At 68.6% G+C, this 21,352-nt stretch carries 19 protein-coding genes and 1 pseudogene; 12 read left to right on the forward strand and 8 right to left on the reverse strand.

Features of this window, described 5'->3' with window-relative positions:
• Window positions 1-4: 4 nt before the first annotated feature.
• Window positions 5-1,213, reverse strand: a complete 1,209-nt coding sequence (locus ACWDNU_RS24380) for a hypothetical protein (protein WP_449670584.1) — start codon at window positions 1,211-1,213, stop codon at window positions 5-7.
• 141 nt (window positions 1,214-1,354) lie between these two features.
• On the opposite strand from ACWDNU_RS24380, the gene ACWDNU_RS24385 reads away from it, so the two are divergent.
• From ACWDNU_RS24385 to ACWDNU_RS24400, 4 genes are all read left to right on the forward strand, one after another.
• Complete coding sequence (locus tag ACWDNU_RS24385; protein ID WP_370939114.1) at window positions 1,355-3,184, forward strand: Hsp70 family protein; 1,830 nt, start codon at window positions 1,355-1,357, stop codon at window positions 3,182-3,184.
• Between the two features lie 34 nt (window positions 3,185-3,218).
• Window positions 3,219-3,413 (forward strand): DUF3046 domain-containing protein, encoded by a 195-nt coding sequence (locus ACWDNU_RS24390; RefSeq protein ID WP_370939113.1) that lies wholly within the window; start codon window positions 3,219-3,221, stop codon window positions 3,411-3,413.
• A 250-nt stretch (window positions 3,414-3,663) separates the two neighbouring features.
• The gene (recA, locus tag ACWDNU_RS24395) at window positions 3,664-4,707 is read left to right on the forward strand and encodes a recombinase RecA (RefSeq protein WP_344268023.1); all 1,044 of its coding nucleotides are present in this window, start codon (window positions 3,664-3,666) and stop codon (window positions 4,705-4,707) included.
• A gap of 587 nt (window positions 4,708-5,294) precedes the next feature.
• Window positions 5,295-5,813, forward strand: a complete 519-nt coding sequence (locus ACWDNU_RS24400; RefSeq protein WP_370939112.1) for a regulatory protein RecX — start codon at window positions 5,295-5,297, stop codon at window positions 5,811-5,813.
• A gap of 64 nt (window positions 5,814-5,877) precedes the next feature.
• Here ACWDNU_RS24400 and eda read toward each other — a convergent pair whose 3' ends face one another.
• Both eda and edd read right to left on the reverse strand, forming a co-directional pair.
• The gene (gene eda, locus ACWDNU_RS24405) at window positions 5,878-6,501 is read right to left on the reverse strand and encodes a bifunctional 4-hydroxy-2-oxoglutarate aldolase/2-dehydro-3-deoxy-phosphogluconate aldolase (RefSeq protein ID WP_449670585.1); all 624 of its coding nucleotides are present in this window, start codon (window positions 6,499-6,501) and stop codon (window positions 5,878-5,880) included.
• Complete coding sequence (gene edd, locus ACWDNU_RS24410; RefSeq protein ID WP_449670586.1) at window positions 6,498-8,438, reverse strand: phosphogluconate dehydratase; 1,941 nt, start codon at window positions 8,436-8,438, stop codon at window positions 6,498-6,500. Before edd ends, eda begins: the two co-directional genes overlap by 4 nt.
• Before the next feature lie 338 nt (window positions 8,439-8,776).
• On the opposite strand from edd, the gene ACWDNU_RS24415 reads away from it, so the two are divergent.
• The 6 genes from ACWDNU_RS24415 to ACWDNU_RS24440 all read left to right on the forward strand — a co-directional run bounded on the left by ACWDNU_RS24415 (window position 8,777) and on the right by ACWDNU_RS24440 (window position 14,851).
• A complete protein-coding gene (locus ACWDNU_RS24415; protein ID WP_449670587.1) occupies window positions 8,777-9,676 on the forward strand; it encodes a helix-turn-helix domain-containing protein in 900 nt (299 codons plus the stop codon).
• Window positions 9,677-9,966: 290 nt separating this feature from the next.
• Entirely contained in the window at window positions 9,967-10,254 is a 288-nt protein-coding gene (locus ACWDNU_RS24420; protein WP_037809740.1) for a hypothetical protein, read from the forward strand.
• A complete protein-coding gene (locus tag ACWDNU_RS24425) occupies window positions 10,251-11,081 on the forward strand; it encodes a hypothetical protein (RefSeq protein WP_449670588.1) in 831 nt (276 codons plus the stop codon). The genes ACWDNU_RS24420 and ACWDNU_RS24425 overlap by 4 nt, the downstream gene beginning before the upstream one ends.
• Before the next feature lie 58 nt (window positions 11,082-11,139).
• Window positions 11,140-13,056 carry a fumarate reductase/succinate dehydrogenase flavoprotein subunit gene (locus ACWDNU_RS24430; protein WP_449670589.1) on the forward strand — a complete coding sequence of 639 codons (1,917 nt, stop codon included), beginning with the start codon at window positions 11,140-11,142 and terminating at the stop codon, window positions 13,054-13,056.
• Window positions 13,053-13,805, forward strand: coding sequence for a succinate dehydrogenase/fumarate reductase iron-sulfur subunit (locus ACWDNU_RS24435; RefSeq protein WP_449670590.1), 753 nt, complete (start codon window positions 13,053-13,055; stop codon window positions 13,803-13,805). Before ACWDNU_RS24430 ends, ACWDNU_RS24435 begins: the two co-directional genes overlap by 4 nt.
• 704 nt (window positions 13,806-14,509) lie before the next feature.
• On the forward strand, window positions 14,510-14,851 hold the full coding sequence (locus tag ACWDNU_RS24440; RefSeq protein WP_449670591.1) for a VOC family protein: 342 nt from the start codon (window positions 14,510-14,512) through the stop codon (window positions 14,849-14,851).
• 65 nt (window positions 14,852-14,916) lie between these two features.
• Here the strand turns inward: ACWDNU_RS24440 and ACWDNU_RS24445 are convergent, their stop codons facing one another.
• The 4 genes from ACWDNU_RS24445 to ACWDNU_RS24460 all read right to left on the reverse strand — a co-directional run bounded on the left by ACWDNU_RS24445 (window position 14,917) and on the right by ACWDNU_RS24460 (window position 18,294).
• Window positions 14,917-15,801: an amino acid ABC transporter permease gene (locus ACWDNU_RS24445; protein WP_370939103.1), complete on the reverse strand. Its 885-nt coding sequence runs from the start codon at window positions 15,799-15,801 to the stop codon at window positions 14,917-14,919.
• Entirely contained in the window at window positions 15,798-16,445 is a 648-nt protein-coding gene (locus ACWDNU_RS24450; protein WP_370939102.1) for an amino acid ABC transporter permease, read from the reverse strand. The genes ACWDNU_RS24445 and ACWDNU_RS24450 overlap by 4 nt, the downstream gene beginning before the upstream one ends.
• Window positions 16,446-16,529: 84 nt before the next feature.
• The gene (locus tag ACWDNU_RS24455; protein WP_370939101.1) at window positions 16,530-17,435 is read right to left on the reverse strand and encodes a glutamate ABC transporter substrate-binding protein; all 906 of its coding nucleotides are present in this window, start codon (window positions 17,433-17,435) and stop codon (window positions 16,530-16,532) included.
• A gap of 130 nt (window positions 17,436-17,565) precedes the next feature.
• On the reverse strand, window positions 17,566-18,294 hold the full coding sequence (locus ACWDNU_RS24460; RefSeq protein ID WP_370940523.1) for an amino acid ABC transporter ATP-binding protein: 729 nt from the start codon (window positions 18,292-18,294) through the stop codon (window positions 17,566-17,568).
• 280 nt (window positions 18,295-18,574) lie between these two features.
• Between ACWDNU_RS24460 and ACWDNU_RS24465 the strand changes: the two genes are divergently transcribed.
• Entirely contained in the window at window positions 18,575-19,243 is a 669-nt protein-coding gene (locus ACWDNU_RS24465) for a response regulator transcription factor (RefSeq protein WP_370939100.1), read from the forward strand.
• 3 nt (window positions 19,244-19,246) lie between these two features.
• The gene (locus ACWDNU_RS24470) at window positions 19,247-20,644 is read left to right on the forward strand and encodes an ATP-binding protein (protein ID WP_370939099.1); all 1,398 of its coding nucleotides are present in this window, start codon (window positions 19,247-19,249) and stop codon (window positions 20,642-20,644) included.
• Here the strand turns inward: ACWDNU_RS24470 and ACWDNU_RS24475 are convergent.
• Window positions 20,641-21,267, reverse strand: a pseudogene (locus ACWDNU_RS24475) (TAXI family TRAP transporter solute-binding subunit); the annotation flags it as partial. The gene ACWDNU_RS24470 and the pseudogene ACWDNU_RS24475 sit on opposite strands and share 4 nt — an antisense overlap.
• Window positions 21,268-21,352: the final 85 nt, after the last annotated feature.

Genomic DNA, 21,352 nt, shown 5'->3' on the forward strand with positions numbered 1-21,352 from the left:
CGGCTTAGATCGCGTACTTCCACACGGTCAGCGAATAGGCCGAATACCAGGCCCCGACCAGCACGAAGACGGTCGTCGCGGCGATCATCGTGGATTTCTTGCGACCGGCCAGCCCCATCGCGACGGGCAGCAGGAGCGCGAAGTCCGGAAGCAGGAACCTCGACTTCAGGGCAGGCAGCCCGGCACTGCACAGCACCAGCACCACGACCCCCGCCGCGTACGCCGCCAGCGGCCACGGAATCCGGCGGCCAGTCACGGAGACGACCGCGAGCGCGATCGCCGCGAGCGTCACCAACACGACGAGCGTCTCCCACGCATTGCCCGAGGTGAAGAGCGTCTGCGTGATCCACTTCCAGGCTTCGGCACCGGCGTCGAAACGCGTGTTCCAGCCGCGAAGCTCCACGTCCTGCCAGCCGGTCAAGCTGCCGGTCTGCACCGCGACGAACATCCAGTACCCGAGCAGCCCGAGCGGCGCGACGAAAACGCACACGAGCGCGTTCCACCGCTGTCTGTTCCGCCACACGTCGACGGCCGCGGCGATCACCACGACGGCGACCAGCACACAGGCGGTGGACCGGGTGAGTCCGGCGAACAGCGTCGCGGTAGCAGCGAGGTACCACTTGCGTTCGAGCACACCGACCAGCGCCCACGCGGCGAACGCGGTGAAGAGCGCCTCGGTCATCACCATGCTCTCGGCGATCGCCATCGGCGCGGCACCCCACAACACGGCGAGCAGCAGCCCCGCCCGCTGACTGTGGACGCGCTGGCCGATTCGGTACATCGCCGTCGCCGCCGCGATTCCGGCGAGCGTCGACAGGAGGATGCCCGCGCCGAAGTACGACACCCCGGGCAGCTTCTCGAGCATGCCGGTCAAGGCCGGGTACAGCGGGAAATAGCCGTACGCCGCGTCGGGATACGGCAGCCCGGCGGCGTCGAGAGGATTGCTTACGCCGGTGTAGCCGTGCTCCGCGATCTGCAGGTACCACCAGCCGTCCCAGGACTGCAGGCGGTCGCCCAACGGCAGGTCTCGGGGTGCGGCCATGGCGGCGAGCGCACCGAGGCCGACCAGCCGCACCACGAGGTACAGCACTGCCGCGTGCACGTAGCCGGAGCGGCCCCATTTGGCCGCCGCGACCCGCCACGGGTTCGCCGGACCGCCCGCCGCTGACTGTCCGAACTGGTCTCGGCGAGTCTTGTCCACTAGCTCTGTCATTGCCTCCCCGTCCTCGGAAGACGAGACGTTCCGTTGCCTTCCCGGGTTGCGCGCGCCGCGAGTTTCGCGGGTCCGCACGCACGGTGACCGGGCACGTGGCAGCATCTCCGCCAGCGCTGCTTGAGTCGAGGGGAAATTACTGTGCGGATCCTGTCGGTGGACCTCGGGACGTCCAACACCGTTGCCGTCCTTTCCGCGCACGGCAGGCCGCCTCGCGTCGTAGAGGTCGACGGGTCGGCCAACATGCCCTCCGCGGTGTTCGCCGGGGAAGACGGCACGCTCATGGTCGGCCGGGACGCCGAACGCCGCGCGCGCCTCGACCCGACACGGTTCGAGCCCAACCCTAAACGGCGCATCGACGAGCAGACGCTGCTGCTCGGCACAGACGTCGTGCCGGTCAACGAAGCGCTGGCCGCGATCCTGCGCCGGGTGCTCGACGAGACCACGCGCCAGCTCGGCGGCGAGCAGCCGGACGAGGTCCGGCTCACGCACCCCGCGCAGTGGGGCCCGGTGCGCCGCAACGTCCTGCTGAGCGCGGCGCGGCTCGCTGGCATTCGCGGAAACGTAGTCCTCGTGCCGGAGCCAGTCGCCGCCGCGGCGCACTTCGCGTCGTTCCCTGAGCGCGCGTTGGCTCCAGGTCAGGCTCTCGCGGTGTACGACCTCGGCGCGGGGACCTTCGACGTCGCCGTCGTCGGCGCGAACCAGAACGGCTACACAGTGCTCGCCGAGGACGGTCTGCCCGACCTCGGCGGTCTCGACGTCGACCAGGCGCTGATGGTCCACGTCGGACGTGAGGTGTCGCACTCGGACCCGCAGCGCTGGCAGCGGCTGCTTCGCCCTGAGTCCACTGCGGACCGGCGTACGCGACGCGCGCTGCAAGAAGACGTGAAGGCCGCGAAGGAAGCGCTGTCTCGGCATCCGCAGACAGAGGTGCCGATGCCGGAGCCGTTCAAGGACGTGCTCGTCACGCGCGGAGAGCTCGAAGGCTTGGTGCGTCCGGCAATGCTGCGCAGCGTGGAGCTGCTTTCGCGGACACTGCGTTCGGCTGGGCTGACCTCGGATCGTCTCGTCGGCATCTACCTCGTCGGCGGTTCGAGCCGGTTGCCGCTGGTCGGGTCGATGATCGCGGAGAAGCTCGGCGTCGTCCCCACGAGCCTCGACCAGCCGGAGACGGCCGTCGCGCTGGGTGCGCAGCACGTCGCTAAAGACGGACTGTCGATGCGTACGCAGAACGTCGAGGGCCAGGTGGCGTCCGGCGCGCCGTACGCGCCGCCTGCTCCGCCACAAGGCAACTACCCGGCGTACTCGCCGACGCAGCCACAGCCGATGCCGCCGTTCCAGCCTTCGCCGGCACCGTCCAACTTCCCGACGTACACGCCCGCTGCGCCGGAGAAGAAGAGCCGTACCAAGCTGTTGATCGGCATTGCGGCGGCTGTGGTGGTCGTGCTCGCGGCGGGGCTGACCGTGTTCCTGACAACACAAGGTTCGTCGGTGAAGACGTACACCGCTGACGAGTGCCGTACGCCGGGGCAAGCCGACTCGTCCGGACTGACCGGCTGCATGCGTCAGTTGGCAGGCAAGGTCGCTGACAACGGTGGCTGCGCTCCCGGCATGGGCAACGGACCGGCTGCGCCGGCGAAGAGCCTCGGTGCCGCGTCGACGTGCGCCGCGCCGGGACGCGCGGGCACTCAGGTGACGTACGTGCAGGGGCAGTCGGCAGCGGAGCTGAAGCAGTACACCGACGGACTTCTCTCCTCCGCGGGCGGCGACCGCACCGAAGCGGACTGGAAGGGCAATGCCCTCGAAGGCCACTACGCGTCGGCGGCCGGGCAGTCGTCGGCAGTCCTTGTGTTCACCGTGAAGGACCGGCCTCTCGTCGGGTTCCTCTATCAGGTGAATTCCGGCGGACAGGCCGCCACGCCGGGTGCGCTGGCCGACTACTTCGAACAGAACGTCCAGCCGGGGGAGTGATCCGCGGCGGAGCGGGAAAGCTAGCATTCGCCCGATGCGTATCACGGTGTTCCGACGGCTGATGGCCGAGGAGTTCGGGTCCGGACGCGCCGAGATGCTCGCCAAGGACCACGTGTTCAGCGGGCTCGGCGGGCGCACGGTCGAAGAGGCGCTGAGCTCGGGGACGCCGGCCAAGGAGATCTGGCGAGCGGTCTGCGTCGAGTTCGAGGTGCCGCCGGAACGGCGCTGACCTGGGGGTTCCGGTTCCGGAGGCGGCAGCGGGCGAAATCCTCGCCGGATGGGCGTGTCGCTGTAAACCTCGAACACCTGTTCGTCTATGGTGTTGTGCACAACGGGGCCAGCGATCCACAGATCAGTCGCCGCGCCTGGAATTGTCGGTCCCTCCCCGTAGCGTCGGACCGGACAGAGCTTGAACCCCCGGACGAGCTTGATCTGGACAACCGAACAGACACAGGCCCCAACCAGCGAGGTGGACTTCCATGCCAGCAGCACCCGACAAGGACAAGGCGCTCGAACTCGCCCTTGCGCAGATCGACAAGCAGTACGGCAAGGGCTCGGTGATGCGCCTCGGCGAGGACAACCGCCCGCCCGTCTCCGTGATCCCTACCGGCGCGATCGCCCTCGACGTCGCGCTCGGCATCGGCGGCCTGCCCCGCGGCCGTGTCATCGAGGTCTACGGCCCGGAATCCTCCGGTAAGACCACGGTCGCCCTGCACGCGGTGGCCAACGCGCAGCGCAACGGCGGCATCGCGGCGTTCATCGACGCGGAGCACGCGCTGGACCCGGAGTACGCCAGGAAGCTCGGCGTCGACACCGACGCGCTGCTCGTGTCCCAGCCGGACACCGGCGAGCAGGCGCTGGAGATCGCGGACATGCTGATCCGTTCCGGCGCGCTCGACATCCTGGTCATCGACTCCGTGGCCGCGCTCGTGCCGCGCGCCGAGATCGAGGGCGAGATGGGCGACTCGCACGTCGGCCTCCAGGCCCGCCTGATGAGCCAGGCGCTGCGCAAGATGACCGGTGCGATGAACAACTCCGGCACCACCGCGATCTTCATCAACCAGCTGCGCGAGAAGATCGGCGTCATGTTCGGCTCGCCGGAGACCACGACCGGTGGCAAGGCCCTCAAGTTCTACGCCTCGGTCCGGCTCGACGTCCGCCGCATCGAAACGCTCAAGGACGGCGGCGAGCCGGTCGGCAACCGCACCCGGGTCAAGGTCGTCAAGAACAAGATGGCCCCGCCCTTCAAGCAGGCCGAGTTCGACATCCTCTACGGCGTGGGCGTCTCCCGCGAGGGCTCGCTCATCGACATGGGCGTCGACCAGGGAATTCTGCGCAAGTCGGGTGCCTGGTACACGTACGAGGGCGACCAGCTCGGCCAGGGCAAGGAGAACGCGCGGAAGTTCCTGCGCGACAACCCGGACATCGCCAACGAGATAGAGAAACGCATCAAGGAGAAGCTCAACATCGGCCCGCAGGTCGACGCCGAAGCCGAGGCAGTGCCCGCGCCGGTCGACTTCTGATCCGGGGAGGGGAGGGGATCGGCAGGTTCCCTCCCCGGTGCTCGGGTCTGGTTCCGGGCCGTCGCTGAAGCCTGGGTTCCGGTGCGGTTTCGCCGCGGCGGGATCTTCAGGCGTGGCGGTGTTCCGGATGCGTCGGCGTCCTGCTGCCTGGTGGGGAGAGGATTCCTCGGGCCGGGCGCCGGGACGGCCGGGTGTCGTCGGCGGTTCGTGAGCGGTTGCGGCTGAGTGCAGTCGGCGGTTCGTGAGTTGATTGCGGCTGGGTCGGCCAGCGGATCGTGAGCTGACTGCGGCTGGACCGGTCAGCGGATCGTGAACCGATCGCGACTGGGGCCGGTCGGCGTGGTGTGCGCAGTCGGCCCGTGACGGCGGGCGCGCGGGCCTGGCGGTGCAGGAATTCGCTCGCGCGGAGGCTGGCCGCGTCCGGTCCGATGCGAGTTGCGTCGGCTGCGATCCGGCTGGCGGAGGCGAGACGGTGCTGAACCGGCGGTGTTCGGCACCGGGTGAGAAACGGTGTGGCGGTGCCGCCGTCGGAGGGCGGCACCAGGAACAAGGAGTGTGTCGTGGCCAGGGCGCCGAAGGTCGATCCGATGGAGTTGCCTCCGGAGGAGCGGGCCAAGAAGGCCAAGGAAATCTGCTTCGACCTCCTCGCCGCCCGGCCGCGGGCGGTCGAGGAGCTGCGGCAGACGTTGCAGCGCAAGGGTTTCGACAGCGAGACCACCGAAACCTTGCTCGGCAAGCTCGACCGGGCCGGTCTCGTCAACGACGCCGAGTTCGCCGAAGCCTGGGTCCGCGACCGGCACGCGAACCAGGGGCTGTCGCGCACGGCGTTGGTCGCGGAGTTGCGGCGCAAGGGCGTCGACGACGAGGTCGCCGCACTTGCGGCGGAGGAAGTCGACCGGGAAGCCGAGGAACAACGGGCTCGCGAGCTGGTGCGCAAACGGCTCAGGTCGCTCGGGAACGTCGACGAGCAGACCGCGATCCGCCGGCTGCTCGGGTTCCTCGCGCGCAAGGGCTATCCGCAAGGACTGGCGTACACGGTGATCCGCGACGAACTTCGCGAGTTCGGCGCGGAATCCAGCCTGCTGGACGACGCGACGATCGACTGATCGGGCCCGCGCCACCAAAAAACCCGCCGCCTCCAGCGTGAAGGCGACGGGTTTCCGGAAAGGCTCAGCGCAGCGCGGCGGCTTCGGCGGCCAGCTTCTCGACAGCGGCGAAGTCCTTGGCCGCCAACAGCTTCGGCGGCGTCAGCCACGATCCGCCGATGCAGCCGACGTTCGGCAGCGCCAGATACGACGGGGCCGACGACGCCGTGATCCCGCCGGTCGGGCAGAACTGCAGCTGCGGCAGCGGCCCGGCGATCGACTTCAAGAACGCCGCGCCCCCGCTGGCCTCCGCCGGGAAGAACTTCAGCGCGCTCAACCCGCGTTCGGCCAGCCGCATCGCCTCCGACACCGTGGCCGCGCCCGGCAGGAACGGCAGCCCGGTGGCGAAGGCGGCGTCCAGCACCGAGTCCGTGCAGCCCGGCGTCACCAGGAACTTCGCGCCCGCGTCGGCGGCCTGCTTCGCCTGCTCCGGCGAGGTCACCGTTCCGGCGCCCACGACGATGTCCGGCACCTCCGCGGCCACCCGCTCGATCGCGGCCAGTGCGACCGGCGTGCGCAGCGTCAGCTCGATCACCCCGATCCCGCCGGCGTGCAGGGCGCGGGCCGTCGGGACCGCGTCGTCGACGTCGTCGATCACTACGACGGGCATCACGGGGGACAGGGCGAGCAGGTCCGTGCCGGTGGTCACTGACCGACCTCCTGGGTCTGGAGAGCGTAGGGGGACGCGTCCATTGTCCCGCTTCCGAATGGCGGAACGCCCCGGGCGAGGTCCAGCTCCGGCGTAAGCGCCCCGAACACGCTCGCGCCCTGGTCAGCCGGGCCGATCGCGCGCCGCAGCGCCCCGAACAGCTCCCGCCCGGTCCCGCTCCACGCGGCCTCCGACGGCGGTGCGTCCGCGAGGTCGCGCCGCGCCAATTCGTCGTCCGCGATCAGTACGTCGAGGGATCCGGACCGGGCGTCGAACCGGATCATGTCGCCGTCGGCGATCCGGGCGATCGGCCCGCCCACCGCGGCCTCCGGCGTCACCTGAATCGCGGCCGGGACCTTGCCCGACGCACCCGACATCCGCCCGTCGGTGAGCAGCGCGACCCGGAATCCGCGGTCCATCAGCACGCCCAGCGCCGGGGTCAGTCCGTGCAGCTCCGGCATGCCGTTCGCCTGCGGACCCTGTTGCCGCAGCACCACGACCACGTCCCGGTCCAGTTCCCCGGCCTCGAACGCGACCTGGAACCCCTCCTGCGACGTGAACACTCGCGCCGGTGCCTCCACCACGCGGTGCTCGGGCGCGACCGCCGACACCTTCGTGACCGCCCGGCCCAAGTTGCCCTCCACCATCCGCAACCCGCCGTCCGGCGCGAACGGCCGCCACACCGGACGCAGCACCTCCTCGTCGAGGCTGCGCGTCGGCACGTCTCGCCACACCAGTTCGCCGTCAGACAAGATCGGCTCCTGCGTGTACCGGCGCAGACCCGGACCCGCGACGGTGCGCACATCCTCGTGCAGCAGCCCCGCGTCGAGTAGCGTGCCGACGAGGAACTGGATGCCGCCGGCCGCGTGGAAGTGGTTGATGTCCGCGCTGCCGTTCGGGTACACGCGCGCCAGCAGCGGCACGACCGCCGACAGGTCCGAGAAGTCGTCCCAGCTCAGCTGAATCCCGGCCGCCGCGGCGATCGCCACCAGGTGCATCGTGTGGTTCGTCGACCCGCCGGTCGCCAGCAGCGCGACGATGCCGTTCACGAACGCCTTTTCGTCCAGCACCTGCGAAATCGGCGTGTACGCCTCGCCTCGGGACAGTTCGACGACGCGTCGGCCAGCCTCTTCGGTGAGCGCCCGGCGCAACGGCGTATTCGGCGGCACGAAGCTCGCGCCCGGCAAGTGCAGGCCCATCACCTCGACGACCATCTGGTTCGAGTTGGCGGTGCCGTAAAACGTGCAGGTGCCAGCGGAGTGATACGACGCCGCTTCCGCGTCGAGCAGGTCTTCCCGCGTCGCGAGCCCCTCCGCGTACAGCTGGCGCACGCGGGCTTTTTCCTTATTGGGCAAGCCGGAATTCATCGGCCCGGCCGGCACGAGCACCGCAGGCAGATGCCCGAACGACAGCGCGCCGATCAACAACCCCGGCACGATCTTGTCGCAGACGCCGAGCAGCAAAGCCGCATCGAACATGTCGTGGGACAACGCGATCGCCGTCGACATCGCGATCACTTCGCGGCTGAACAGCGACAACTCCATGCCCGGCCGACCCTGCGTGATGCCGTCGCACATCGCGGGCACGCCACCGGCGAACTGCGCGACCCCGCCGGCTTCGCGGACCGATTTCTTCAGCCACGCCGGGTACTCCTGCATCGGCTGGTGCGCGGAGAGCATGTCGTTGTAGGAGGACACGATCGCGACGCCGGGCGCGCGCAGCTGGCGCAGCGCCTGCTTGTCGACGCCGTCCATCGCGGCGAAACCGTGCGCGAGGTTGCTGCAAGCGAGGCCGCGGCGGACCGGCCCCTCCTCGAAAGCGGCCGCGCTGCGGGCGAGGTACGCCGCCCGCGTGTCCGCACTGCGCTCGGCGATCCGGTCGGTGACGTCGGCGAGAACGCGGTGCACCGCGGCGGTCGGGTTCGGGCTGCTGCTCATCTCAAGCTCCCGGCTCGTGACGGGTTCGCGAGACGGCGGCGCTGGCGTCGCGGGAACGTGACGGTGCACACGGTAACCCGAAAACCCTCCGGAAACAAAATCGATTCAGAAGCCCTACGGGGTGACGCGCGGACCCCTGGATGGGGCGAGCGGCGATGCTCGGGGACATGCGGGTGGCGCCGCCGAGCCGAGTTGTTTCCGGATGTCGAGCCGGGTTGCGGGACTCCTGACGACGGGATTCAAGCCGTCTCGTCCCCGGCCCGCTGACACGGATCGGCGACATGCATAGGTGTTAGCAATGTGGAACAGGCACTATCCGCGGCCGGAGGTGACGGTGGATGCGAGATTCGGACACGCCCACTCCGCAGGAGCGCGTTTTGGGCAGGGCATTGCGGAATGCCCGGATCGAGGCGAGCTTCGGTCTGCGCGAGCTGGGACGCTGGGTCGGGGTGGATCCGGCGCTGCTGTCGAGCTGGGAGCTGGGCCAGGCGATTCCGACGCTGGAGGACGTGGCCGGGGTGCTGGGCGCACTCGGAGTGGTCGGCGAGAAGAAGACGCGGATCATGGAGCTGGCGCGCGAGCTGGCCGGAGCGAGCTGGATCATGCACGGATCGCAGGCGAACACGGCCCATTACGCGCTGGTGGCCGGGCACGAGCGGAACGCGACGTCGGTGACCGTGTGGGCCCCGCTGGAAATCCCGGAATTGCTGCAGATCCCCGATTACGCACGGCTGATGTTCGGCCCGAGCCTGTGGGACAACGAAATCCTGGAGCAAGTCGTCGAGAACCGATTGAGCCGCAAGAGGATTCTGTTCGGCGAGGGGGCGATCGAGACGCAGCTGTTCATCGGTACCGAAGCACTGCGGAACAACCTCGGAGATGCCGAGCTGATGCTGCGTCAGGTGCGGTACCTCGTCGAGATCGCGGCGTCGGTGAACATCCGCCTGGCCCCGAGCCAGGCTGTGACGGCAGGCGCATTCAGCTGGTACCGCCAGCAGGACACGACGGACGTCGTCTACTTCCCGCACCAGCGCGCGGGCGTCTTCCTGGCCGGTCGGGAAGCCGCGCCGTACGCGGGAACCATCGAGCAGTTGGGCGAGTCCGCGCTGTCTCCGGAAGATTCGCTGCATCGCCTGTCGACCGCGGCTGCCGGGTTCGAGGAGGAGGTGAAAGCCCAGCGGTTGGCGAACGAGGCAGGCTTCACGAAGCTCTTGGCGGGCGAGGACCCGGCGGAATAGCGACCTGTCGCGTGCGGTGACGGCCGGATGACTCTCCGTCCGCAGCAGCGTGTTCCGCTCATCGGCAGAACGCGCTGCGGCGGCTTGAGTTTGCGCGGAGGACGTCCCAGAGACGGCCCAAACCCCACTTTCGGCCCCTATCTGGCGAGAAATCCCCAGGTCAACCAGTACAACATGCCCCGCTCTGGTAAATGTGCTACTTGTCACAGTGCACCACGCGAGGCAGAGTCGTACCCGGCGACGTTGATCGTCACCCGAACTGCCGGCCCCACCATCCAGGGAGGCTTCCGATGTCCACCACAGAGATCGCCGAACTCCGGCGCACCATCGGCCAGTTGCGGCAGTGCGTGGGCGCATTGCGATCGCGCTACGGCGACGCGTCCGCGGTGCGCCGGCTGGCCAACGACGTCGAGCGGCTCGACATCGACACCGCTGATCTGGACGGGCACCCGCCCGCTGTGCCCGCGCAGGCGAAACCCGTCGAACGCGTTCCCGTCCCCGATACTCCCTACGATCCGGCGCTGTGGAGCGGCGCCGACGACGAAGGTGTCGGTGGCTACAAGCGCGACCAGCGGTGAGCGCCCCCGCTGACAACGACGTCAGCCGCGCCCCCACCGGCGTTCGAGCGCCGGGGCGGGCGCGGCTCGCCGCCCGGACACTGCGCACCGACCGGTGGTGGCTGTCGCCCCTGCTCACTGTGCTGGGGCTGGCCACCTTCGTCGTTTACGCGACTGTCCGGGCATTCGTGCGCACCGCCTATTGGGTGCCCGAATACCATTATCTGACGCCGTTTTACTCCCCGTGCGTGTCCACTTCCTGCGTCGACGGATCCAGCCACTTCGGGCACTGGTTTGGCGAAATGCCGTCCTGGTTGCCGCTCGGCGTGCTCGTGCTGCCGTTCCTGCTCGGGTTCCGGTTGACCTGCTACTACTACCGCAAGGCCTACTACCGCTCCGTATGGTTCTCCCCGCCTGCCTGCGCGGTCGCCGAACCGCACGCGCGCTACACCGGCGAGACGCGGCTGCCGTTGATCGTGCAGAACGTGCACCGGTACTTCTTCTACGTCGCGTGCGTCGTCTCGCTCGTCAACACCTACGACGCCATTGTCGCGTTCCAGAGTCCCACCGGGTTCGGCTTCGGGCTCGGCAACGTGATTCTCGTGCTGAACGTCGTGCTGCTGTGGGCGTACACGCTGTCCTGCCACTCGTGCCGGCACGTCACCGGCGGGCGGCTCAAGCATTTCTCGAAACATCCCGTCCGGTACTGGATCTGGACGCAGGTCACGAAACTCAACACGCGGCACATGGCCCTCGCGTGGACGACGCTCGGCACGCTCGTGCTGACCGACTTCTACGTGATGCTCGTGTCCAGCGGCGCGATCTCGGACCTGCGATTCGTGGGCTGAACCCCGGAAATCCAGCAGCGCAAGGCAGTTCTCCCCAGCTCGTGAGGTGGCTTATTCCATGACCGAGGTCGAACGGCACAGCTACGACGTGGTGGTGATCGGTGCCGGCGGCGCCGGTCTGCGCGCGGTGATCGAAGCGCGCGAACGCGGTTTCAGCGTCGCGGTGGTGTGCAAATCCCTGTTCGGCAAAGCGCACACGGTGATGGCCGAGGGCGGCTGCGCGGCGTCGATGGGCAACGCGAACTCGAACGACAACTGGCAGGTGCACTTCCGCGACACCATGCGCGGCGGGAAATTCCTCAACAACTGGCGGATGGCCGAGCTCCACGCCCGGGAAGCGCCGGACCGCGTCTGGGAACTCGAGACGTACGGCGCGCTTTTCGACCGTACCGCAGACGGGCGGATCAGCCAGCGCAACTTCGGCGGGCACACGTACCCGCGGCTCGCGCACGTCGGCGACCGCACCGGGCTCGAGCTGATCCGCACGATGCAGCAGAAGATCGTTTCGCTGCAGCAGGAGGATTTCAAGAAGTACGGCGACTACGAAGCCCGGATCAAGGTCTTCGCCGAATGCACGGTCACCGAGCTGCTGCTGGACAACGGCGCGGTCGCCGGAGCGTTCGGCTACTGGCGCGAGAGCGGGCGGTTCGTGCTGTTCGAGGCGCCCGCGGTGGTGCTCGCGACGGGCGGCATCGGCAAGTCGTTCAAGGTGACGTCGAATTCGTGGGAGTACACCGGCGACGGGCACGCGCTCGCCCTTCGCGCCGGCGCGAAGCTGATCAACATGGAGTTCGTGCAGTTCCACCCGACCGGGATGGTCTGGCCGCCGAGCGTGAAGGGCATCCTCGTCACCGAGGGCGTGCGCGGCGACGGCGGGGTGCTCAAGAACTCCGAGGACAAGCGGTTCATGTTCGAGTACGTGCCCGAGGTGTTCAAGGGCCAGTACGCGGACAGCGAGGACGAAGCCGACCGCTGGTACACCGACCAGGAGAGCAACCGCCGCACGCCGGACCTGCTGCCGCGCGACGAGGTGGCGCGGGCGATCAACTCCGAGGTCAAGGAGGGGCGCGGATCCCCGCACGGCGGCGTGTTCCTCGACATCGCGAGCCGGCTGCCCGCCGAGGAGATCCAGCGGCGGCTGCCGTCGATGTACCACCAGTTCAAGGAACTCGCCGACGTCGACATCACCAAGGAGGCCATGGAGGTCGGCCCGACCTGCCACTACGTGATGGGCGGCGTGGAGGTCGACCCGGACACCGGCGCGGCGAGCGTGCCCGGCCTGTTCGCGGCGGGCGAGTGCTCCGGCGGCATGCACGGGTCGAACCGGCTCGGCGGCAATTCGCTGTCGGACCTGCTCGTGTTCGGACGGCGAGCCGGACTGGGCGCGGCGTCCTATGTGGACGGTTTGAAGGAACGGCCCGCGGTTTCCCAGTCCGATGTGGACACCGCGGCCGCGATGGCGCTCGAACCGTTCAACCCGCCCGCTGAGGGGACGCCGGAGAATCCGTACACGCTGCACACGGAGCTGCAGCAGTCGATGAACGACCTGGTCGGCATCATCCGCAAGGCCGGGGAAATCCGGCAGGCGCTGGAAAAACTCGCGAATATCCGCCAGCGCGTGGGACAGGTGGAGGTGGAAGGCCACCGGCAGTTCAACCCCGGCTGGCACCTCGCGCTCGACCTGCGGAACATGTTGCTGGTGAGCGAATGCGTCGCCCGCGCGGCGCTGACCCGCACGGAAAGCCGCGGCGGCCACACCCGCGACGACTATCCGTCGATGGACGCGGACTGGCGGCACCGGCTGCTGGTCTGCTCCGCGCAGCCGGGCGACAACCCGCTCGTGCCGGACGTCGACGTGGCCGTGAAGGAACAGGTCCCGATGCGGCCGGACTTGCTCGAGCTGTTCGAACTCGACGAGCTGGGCAAGTACTTCACCGACGGCGAGCTGGAGACCCACCCCGGGAGGACCGCGTGAGCTACCAGGCGAAGTTCCGCGTGTGGCGCGGCGACGCGACCGGCGGCGACCTGCAGGACTTCACCGTCGAGGTGAACGAGGGCGAGGTCGTGCTCGACATCATCCACCGGCTGCAGGCCACCCAGGCCGCCGACCTAGCCGTGCGCTGGAACTGCAAGGCAGGCAAGTGCGGCTCCTGCTCGGCGGAGATCAACGGCAGGCCGCGGCTGCTGTGCATGACGCGCATGTCGACGTTCACCGAGGCCGAAGTCGTGACGGTCACGCCGATGCGCACCTTCCCGGTGATCCGCGACCTCGTCACCGACGTGTCGTTCAACTACACGAAGGCGCGCGAGATCCCGTCGTTCACCCCGCTGGAGGGGCTGAAACCCGGCGAGTACCGGATGCAGCAGGTGGACGTCGAGCGCTCGCAGGAGTTCCGCAAGTGCATCGAGTGCTACCTCTGCCAGAACACCTGCCACGTCGTCCGCGACCACGAGGAGAACAAGGAGAGCTTCGCCGGACCTCGTTACCTCATGCGGATCGCCGAGCTGGAGATGCACCCGCTGGACGTCGCCGACCGCCGCGACGCCGCCCAGGACGAGCACGGGCTCGGGCTCTGCAACATCACCAAGTGCTGCACCGAGGTGTGCCCGGAAGGCATCCACATCACCGACAACGCGCTGATCCCGATGAAGGAACGCGTCGCCGACCGCAAGTACGACCCGATCGTCTGGCTGGGAGACAAGCTGTTCCGACGCAATCGGTGACGTTCGCTGCCGCGGTGGCTCGGTCGCGGGTGCGGGCGAGTCCCGTTCGCGGGAGGCAGGCCTGCTTGTCCGCGTGAGGCGGGTCGGTCGTCTGCGGTCAGCAGGTCTGCTTGGCCGTGGCACCGGCTTGTTCTCTCGCGCCGACAGCGGTCCCGTGCACTTCCTGACGGCGGGCTTGCTCGTTCGCGGCAGGTGGGCCTGCGCTGTTGCCTACGGCGGGCTCGCGTGCTCGGAGACGGCGGCTCCTTGCTTCTGCTGACCGTGGGCGCTTATCCGCAAACTGTGGGCCTGCGTTCTCGCGTACGGGCCTGTGCGCGTGTGCTGCGGGCGTATTCAGTTGTGGTTAGGCAATAGGCGGTCCCTCCTCGCCTGATCAGTCTGGGCGTGACGGCAAGTCGATGCGCTCGATCCCGATGGCTGCCTTCCGTGCGGGACGCCGTGATCTCCTTGCCTTGGCAGCGTGATCTCACCGCGCGCATGAGAGATCGCACCGACCAGCGCGCTGGCCAACGCACTGGGAGAGAAAGGGAATCGCGACGGCCGCGCGGCGAGAAGACTCGCAGGCTCACATCACATGCGATGTACTTACTTCAACGAAATCAACGTTAGCAGGACCTGCGACCGGGCGGCATCACTCGATCGGCTCGACCGTCGGAAGAACGATTTTCGTTGCCTGCAAAGGACTTCTCGAGAGGACAGGAACCATGATCACCGGCGCTCATGTCATCCTCTACAGCAAAGACGCGGCAGCGGACCGAGAGTTCCTCAAGGGCCTGCTAGGACATGTCGACGCAGGCGACGGCTGGCTCATCTTCCGGTTGCCCCCAACGGAACTAGCAATACACCCGACCGGGGGAGAACCGCAGCAGGAGTTCTACCTGATGTGCGACGACCTCGACGAGACAGTCCGGCAGCTGACCGCGAAGGGGGCCGAAGTGGACGGTGAGCTCACGAAAGCCTCGTGGGGCATGCGGGCGTCGATCCGGCTGCCCAGCGGCAGCGTTCTCCCGCTGTACCAGCCGCGCCATCCGACAGCGCACGGATAAAGAGAAACCCCCAGCGCCGCAACGAAAGCAGCGCCGAGGGCTTCAAACGAAAGCCGAACGAACCGTCAGAAAGGTCCTCCGCGCAGGCCGCCGGTCGCGGTGGCGCTGAGCTCCGCGGCGTCCTTCGCACCAGTGTCGAGGTGCTTCTTGCTGCGCCGGTTACGCCGCTCCAAGTACGTCGCGAGCGCGGTCAGCAGCAGGCACATCGCGATGTAGATCGCGGCAGCCACGAGAGTCGACGGGACGATCGGACGGCCGAAAGCACCCTGGCTGCCGATGTAGCGGGCGTAGTACAGCAGCTCCGGGTACGTCACGAGGAAGCCGAGCGCGGTGTCCTTGAGCAGCACCACCAGCTGGCTGATGATCGTCGGCAGCATCGCGCGCAGAGCCTGCGGCAGCAGGACCGTGAACATCACCTGGGTCTTGCGCATGCCGAGCGCGTACGCGGCTTCGCTCTGGCCCTTCGGCAGCGACTGGATGCCCGCGCGGAACACCTCCGCCAGCACCGAGCCGTTGTACAGCGTCAGGCCGAGCACGACCGCGAACAGCGGCGACGTGTCCACGCCGAGGGTCGGGAGGCCGTAGTAGAACAGGAACATCAGGATCAGCAGCGGGATCGCGCGGAAGAACTCCACGATGAACGTGCAGATCCCGCGGACCCACGCGTGGTCGGACAGCCGTCCGGCGGCGAACACCGCGCCGAAAACGATGGCCAGCACCGCGCCCAGTGCGAAGGCCTTCACAGTCGCCAGCACGGCGGTCGCGAGGTCGCTCTGCACCTGGGAGTACTGCAGCCATTCCCACTTGCGGCCGGAGAACTGGCCGCTGTCGATGAAGCGGTAGATCACGAACGCGATCAGCGCCACCACGACGACGATGCCGAGCGCCGCGTAAAGCCGGTGCCGCACCCGCGCTTTCGGGCCCGGGGTGTCGAAAAGAACCGTGCTCATCGGGCCACGCTCCAGCGCTTCTCCAGGCTGCGCTGCACGAGCGACAGCACCGACACGAGGATGATGAAGCCGAGCGCCACCCACAGCAGCGCGACCATCTGGTTGTCGCCGCGTTCGGACACGTACTGCCGGATCGCGCCGGCCTCGGCGACCGAGAACCCGCTGGCGATCGTCGTGTTCTTCAGCAGCGCGATGAGCATGCTGACCAGCGGCGGCACCACGGACCGCAGCGCCTGCGGGAGCACGATGCCGCCGAGGATCTGCCCGGACGACAGGCCCAGCGCGCGGCCCGCCTCGGCCTGGCCGATCGGCACCGTGTTGATGCCCGAGCGCACGACCTCGCAGATGAACGCCGACGTGTAGATCGTCAGCGCCACCGCGGCGGTCGGGAAGTAGTCGATCTTGACGATGTCGAGCAGCGGGTAGGCGAACACGAGGAACGCGAACACCAGCGTCAGCGGCGTGTTGCGCAGGACGGTGACGTACGTCGTGCCGATCGCGCGCAGCACCGGGACCGGGCTCACCCGCAGCATCGCGAGGATCGTGCCCAGCACGAGGCTGCACGCTCCCGCGATCAGGAACAGTTCGATCGTGGTCAGAAAGAACGGACCGAAGAGGTCCAGATTGTCGAGCAGGACGTCCATGGAGCCTTCCCCGCGTCCGTGTGCCGATAGTGGGTGTGCGGCGGCCGGTGGGCGAAAGCTTCGCCCACCGGCCGCCGGATCAGGTCAGTACCGCTCGATGGCCGGCGGCGTCGCGGGCGCGCCGGACTTGCCGAGGGTCGCGTCGTAGATCTTCTTCCAGGTGCCGTTGGTCTCGGCGGCCTGCAGCAGGTCGTCGATCTTGTCGCGCAGCACCTTGTCGTCCTTGTTCAGGCCGATGCCGTAGGGCTCCTTCGAGAACGGCTTGCCGACGACCTTGAAGCTGTCCGGGTCCTGCGCCGCGTAGCCCTTGAGGATCGCGTCGTCGGTGGTGACCGCGTCGACGTCCTTCGTGGTCAGCTTCTCCACGCACTGCGAGTACTTCTGGAACTCGACGATCTGGTCGGTCAGCTTCTGCTCGCGCACGCGCTGGATCGGGGTCGACCCGGTGACCGAGCAGACCTTCTTGCCCTTCAGCGTCTCCGGGCCGGTGATCGAGGTGTCGTCCTTGCGCACCAGCAGGTCCTGCCCGGCCTGGAAGTACGGGCCGGCGAACGACACGAGCTTCTTGCGCTTGTCGTTGATGGTGTAGGTGCCGACGTAGAGGTCGACCTGGCCGTTGGAGATGGCCTGCTCGCGGGCGCCCGAGTCGACGGTCGTGTACTTGATCTTGTCCTCGCTGATGCCGAGGCCCGCCGCGACCATCCGGGCGATCTCGATGTCGAAGCCCTGGAACTTGCCGGTCTTCGGGTCCTTCTGGCCCAGCTCGGGCTGGTCGTCCTTGACGCCGATGGTGATCGAGCCCGCGGACTGGATCTTCTTGAAGATCGGCGAGCCGTCGAGCTTGACGTCCTTCGCCACTTCGTAGGTCGGCAGCGCCGCGGCGTTGCTGTTGGCGTCCCCGCCGGAACCGGCCGGGGCGCCTTCCTTGCCGCAGGCGGTGAGCAGCAGCCCGCCGGCGAGCAGAGCGGCCGCGAGGGTGCGGATCCTCATGTCAGTCTCTCCAATATCTGTCCGGGAAAAATCTGTCCGGGAACGTCGGTACCGGTCGGGGTAGCGCCGGTGGACACGGCCGATTACAGCCACCTCGGCCGCGAGGCGCCGGGGGATTCCCCCGAACGGGTCAGTGGGTCAGGATCTTGCCGAGGAAGTCCTTGGCGCGGTCGGACTTCGGCTTGGTGAAGAACTCCTCCGGCGTCGTGTCTTCGACGATCTCGCCGTCGGCCATGAACAGGACACGGTCGGCCGCGCGGCGGGCGAAGCCCATCTCGTGCGTGACCACGAGCATGGTCATGCCGTCCTTCGCCAGGCCGGTCATCACGTCCAGCACCTCCTGGACCATTTCCGGGTCCAGCGCCGAGGTGGGCTCGTCGAACAGCATCACCTTGGGCTTCATCGCGAGCGCGCGGGCGATCGCCACGCGCTGCTGCTGGCCGCCGGACAGCTGGGCCGGGTACTTGTCGGCCTGGTTCGCGATGCCGACGCGCTCGAGCAGTTCCATCGCCGTCTTGCGGGCCTCGGCCTGCGCGGTCTTGCGCACCTTCGTCGGCGCGAGCATGACGTTCTCGAGGATCGTCTTGTGCGCGAAGAGGTTGAACTGCTGGAAGACCATGCCGACGTCGGCGCGCAGCGCGGCGAGCGCCTTGCCCTCGGCGGGCAGCGGCACGCCGTCGACGGCGATCTCTCCGGAGTTGATCGGCTCGAGCCGGTTGATCGCGCGGCACAGCGTCGACTTGCCCGACCCGGACGGCCCGAGCACGACGACGACCTGGCCGCGCGGCACCTCGAGGGTGATCTCGCGCAGCACGTGCAGCTCGCCGAAGTACTTGTTCACGGCGGCCGCCTTGATCATCGGCGTCGCCACCTCGGTGGTCATCGTGGCCTCCAGAGCTCCGTTGGTCGTGGGCGTCCGCGGAACCGGGGTTCCGCAACGCTTGCGGAAACCTACTACCGGGACATCTCTTGTAAAGACGGCTTGAGCAATACTTAGGGTTTCAACTACGTATCGGATGCGGCCGTCGTGGCGGCTTTCAGCCTAGTCGGGACTGTGGCCGCCGCCACGCACCGTGTCCGCGGGGCGTGGCGCCCTAAAGTCCGGCTACCGTGGTCGGGATCACCGGGGAGGAGCAAGCGTGCGCGTGCTGCTGGTGGAAGACGACGACCGGGTCGCGGGCGCGCTCGTCCCCGCGCTGGTCCGCCGGGGCCTCACCATGCAGCGGCTGCCGTCCGGGGCCGGCGTGCTCGACCGGGTCCACGACGTCGACGTGATCCTCCTCGACCTGGGCCTTCCCGACGTCGACGGCGTGGTGCTCTGCCGGCAGATCCGGGCGGTCAGCGACGTCGCGGTGATCGTGGTGTCCGCGCGCGGCGAGGTGAACGACCGGGTGCACGGCCTGCGCGCCGGCGCCGACGACTACCTGGTCAAGCCGTACGACGTGGAGGAACTGCTCGCGCGTGTCGAAGCGGTGCGCAGGCGGCGCACCGAAAAGACCACGCCGACGGTGCCGGTCGTCGAGGTCGGCGACGTCCGGATCGACCTCTCCCGGCACGAGGTGCTGGTCGACGGCGAGCCGATCGCCTTGTCCCGCAAGGAGTTCCAGGTGCTCGCGCTGGTCGCGGCCGCAGGCGGCGCGGTGTGTTCGCGCGAGCAGGTGCTGAACGAGGTGTGGGGACATCGCGGCGCGGCGGAGAGCCGTTCGCTGGACGTACACGTCGCCACTCTGCGCACCAAACTCGGCCGGCCGGCGCTGATCGAAACGGTGCGCGGCGTCGGCTATCGGCTGGGCATCCGGCGGGACTGAGCGGTGCGCGTCCGGCTGCAGGGCATCGTCGTCACGCTCGTCGCGCTGCTCGTGTTCGGCCTCGGCATCCCGCTCGCGCTGAGCATCGCGAGCAGTCTTCAGCAGAAGCTTTTCCTGGACCGGCTCACCGACACCTCGCGGTTCGCCTCGCTCGCCCAGCGTCCGCTGCTGGACAACCAGCTCAGCCGCCTGGAACCCGAACTGCGCCGGTACACCGAGGTGTACGGCGTGAAAGTGGTCGTGGTGAACCAGGACGGCGACCCGGTGCTGAGCTCGCCCGGCGGCACCGACGCGCGGCGCGTCGACCGGGCCGCGATCCAGGTGCCGGTGAACGAGGCGCTCGCCGCCCGTCCGCCCGAAGCCGGGCCGCTGCTGATGCCGTGGGCCAGCAAACCGCTGGTGCTGGCCGAGCCGATCCTCATCGACGGCGAGGTGCGCGGCGCGGTGGTCACGGAGTCCGCGACCGACCACATCCGCACCCAGTTGCTGTGGCAGTGGCTGCTGCTGGCCGCGTGCGCGCTGGTCGCGTTCGGGCTCGCGCTGCTCGTCGCGCTGCCGGTGGTGCGGTGGACGCTGCGCCCGGTCCGGCGGCTGGACGAGGCGACAGGCGCGCTGGTCGCGTCGGTGGTCAGCGGCCGGGAAGCGGAGCCGGTGGGGGAGAGCGGCGGCCCGCCGGAGCTGCGGCAGCTGGGACGGTCGTTCGACCGGATGGCGGCGAGTGTGTCGGAAGCGCTCGCCGCGCAGCGTGCGTTCGTCGCGGACGCCTCGCATCAGCTGCGCAATCCGTTGACGGCGTTGAAGATCCGGCTGGGCAACCTCGACGGCCAGGTGACCGACGAAACCGCGGCCGCCGATCTCGAAGCGGCGCAGGTGGACGCCAAGCGGCTGAACCAGATCCTCGACGAGCTGCTGTCGATGGCCCGCGCCGAGTCCGCCGGTGGCGAGCTGGTTTCCGAGGATCTCGCCGCGGTGATCGCCGATCGTGTCGCGGACTGGTCGGTGGTCGGGGCGGCTCGCGAGGTCGCGCTGGAGAGCGCGGTGGACGTCAACGGGGCACGGGTGCTGGTGCCGCCGCGCGGGCTGGAGGTCGTGCTCGACGCTCTGCTGGACAACGCGCTCAAGTTCAGCCCTTCCGGTACCTCGGTGGAGGTGGCTGCGAGCGTCGCCGAAGACCGGGTGACGGTTTCGGTCCGCGACCACGGTCCTGGGCTGCGAGAGGACGAACTGGAGCGGGCTGTCGACCGGTTCTGGCGGAGCACGGCGCACCAGAACGTGCCGGGGTCGGGTTTGGGGCTGGCGATCGTGACGGAGATCGTCCGGCATTCCGGCGGCGAGATGCGGTTGTCCCTGCCCGAAGGGGGCGGGTTGCGGATCGCGATGGACTTCCCGGTCGCGGGCTAGACCTTCTCCGCGCGGTAATACGCCAACGCCCCGGGATGCAGCGGCAACGGCCCCGTCTCGATCCCCGGATGCACGTCGATCGACAACGCCGCCCGGTTGACCGCCGCGAGCGCCGGACGGGCGTCGTACAGGCCCTTCGTGAGCGCTTCCGCGACGTCGGCGGACATCGAGGTGGGCACGACCAGGAAGTTCGGCACCACCAGTGTCGTGACCGGGCCGCCCTGGTCGTAGGTGCTGCCGGGGATGGTCGCGGTGCCGTACACCGGGCTGAACCGCTGCATGCCCGGCATCAGCGACGACATGTCGAGCAGCCGCAAGCCGATCTTGCGGTTGTACTCGGTGATGAGCGGCGTCGGCAGCCCGCCGGACCAGAACATCGCGTCGATCTTCCGGTCGGCCAGCGCGGTGAGCGAATCGTCCAGGCTCAGCTGGTCGATCGCGACCGCGCCCTTCAGCCCGGCGACCCCCAGCACCCGGTCGGCGATGTACTCGACGCCCGACTCCGGCGAGCCCACCGCGATGTGGCGGCCGCGCAGCATCGACACCGAGGTGTAGGGCGAGTCCTTGCGGACGACGATGTGCAGGTAGTCGTCGTGGATGCGGGCCAGCGCGGCGAGCTTGCCGGGGCCTTGGGAACTGCCTCAGAAGAACCAGTGCACGGGCTCGTTGGCCCGGTCAGCGAGGTCCGCGAACCGTCCACCGTGGAAC

The organism is Amycolatopsis sp. NPDC003676 (assembly GCF_053587275.1).

Coding starts and splice junctions, on each gene's coding strand:
- ACWDNU_RS24380 (WP_449670584.1), bottom strand. CDS start 1,213: ATGACAGAGCTAGTGGACAAGACTCGCCGAGACCAGTTCGGACAGTCA.
- ACWDNU_RS24390 (WP_370939113.1), top strand. CDS start 3,219: ATGCGTATCACGGTGTTCCGACGGCTGATGGCCGAGGAGTTCGGGTCC.
- recA (WP_344268023.1), top strand. CDS start 3,664: ATGCCAGCAGCACCCGACAAGGACAAGGCGCTCGAACTCGCCCTTGCG.
- ACWDNU_RS24400 (WP_370939112.1), top strand. CDS start 5,295: ATGGAGTTGCCTCCGGAGGAGCGGGCCAAGAAGGCCAAGGAAATCTGC.
- edd (WP_449670586.1), bottom strand. CDS start 8,438: ATGAGCAGCAGCCCGAACCCGACCGCCGCGGTGCACCGCGTTCTCGCC.
- ACWDNU_RS24415 (WP_449670587.1), top strand. CDS start 8,777: ATGCGAGATTCGGACACGCCCACTCCGCAGGAGCGCGTTTTGGGCAGG.
- ACWDNU_RS24420 (WP_037809740.1), top strand. CDS start 9,967: ATGTCCACCACAGAGATCGCCGAACTCCGGCGCACCATCGGCCAGTTG.
- ACWDNU_RS24430 (WP_449670589.1), top strand. CDS start 11,140: ATGACCGAGGTCGAACGGCACAGCTACGACGTGGTGGTGATCGGTGCC.
- ACWDNU_RS24440 (WP_449670591.1), top strand. CDS start 14,510: ATGATCACCGGCGCTCATGTCATCCTCTACAGCAAAGACGCGGCAGCG.
- ACWDNU_RS24445 (WP_370939103.1), bottom strand. CDS start 15,801: ATGAGCACGGTTCTTTTCGACACCCCGGGCCCGAAAGCGCGGGTGCGG.
- ACWDNU_RS24450 (WP_370939102.1), bottom strand. CDS start 16,445: ATGGACGTCCTGCTCGACAATCTGGACCTCTTCGGTCCGTTCTTTCTG.
- ACWDNU_RS24455 (WP_370939101.1), bottom strand. CDS start 17,435: ATGAGGATCCGCACCCTCGCGGCCGCTCTGCTCGCCGGCGGGCTGCTG.
- ACWDNU_RS24460 (WP_370940523.1), bottom strand. CDS start 18,294: ATGATCAAGGCGGCCGCCGTGAACAAGTACTTCGGCGAGCTGCACGTG.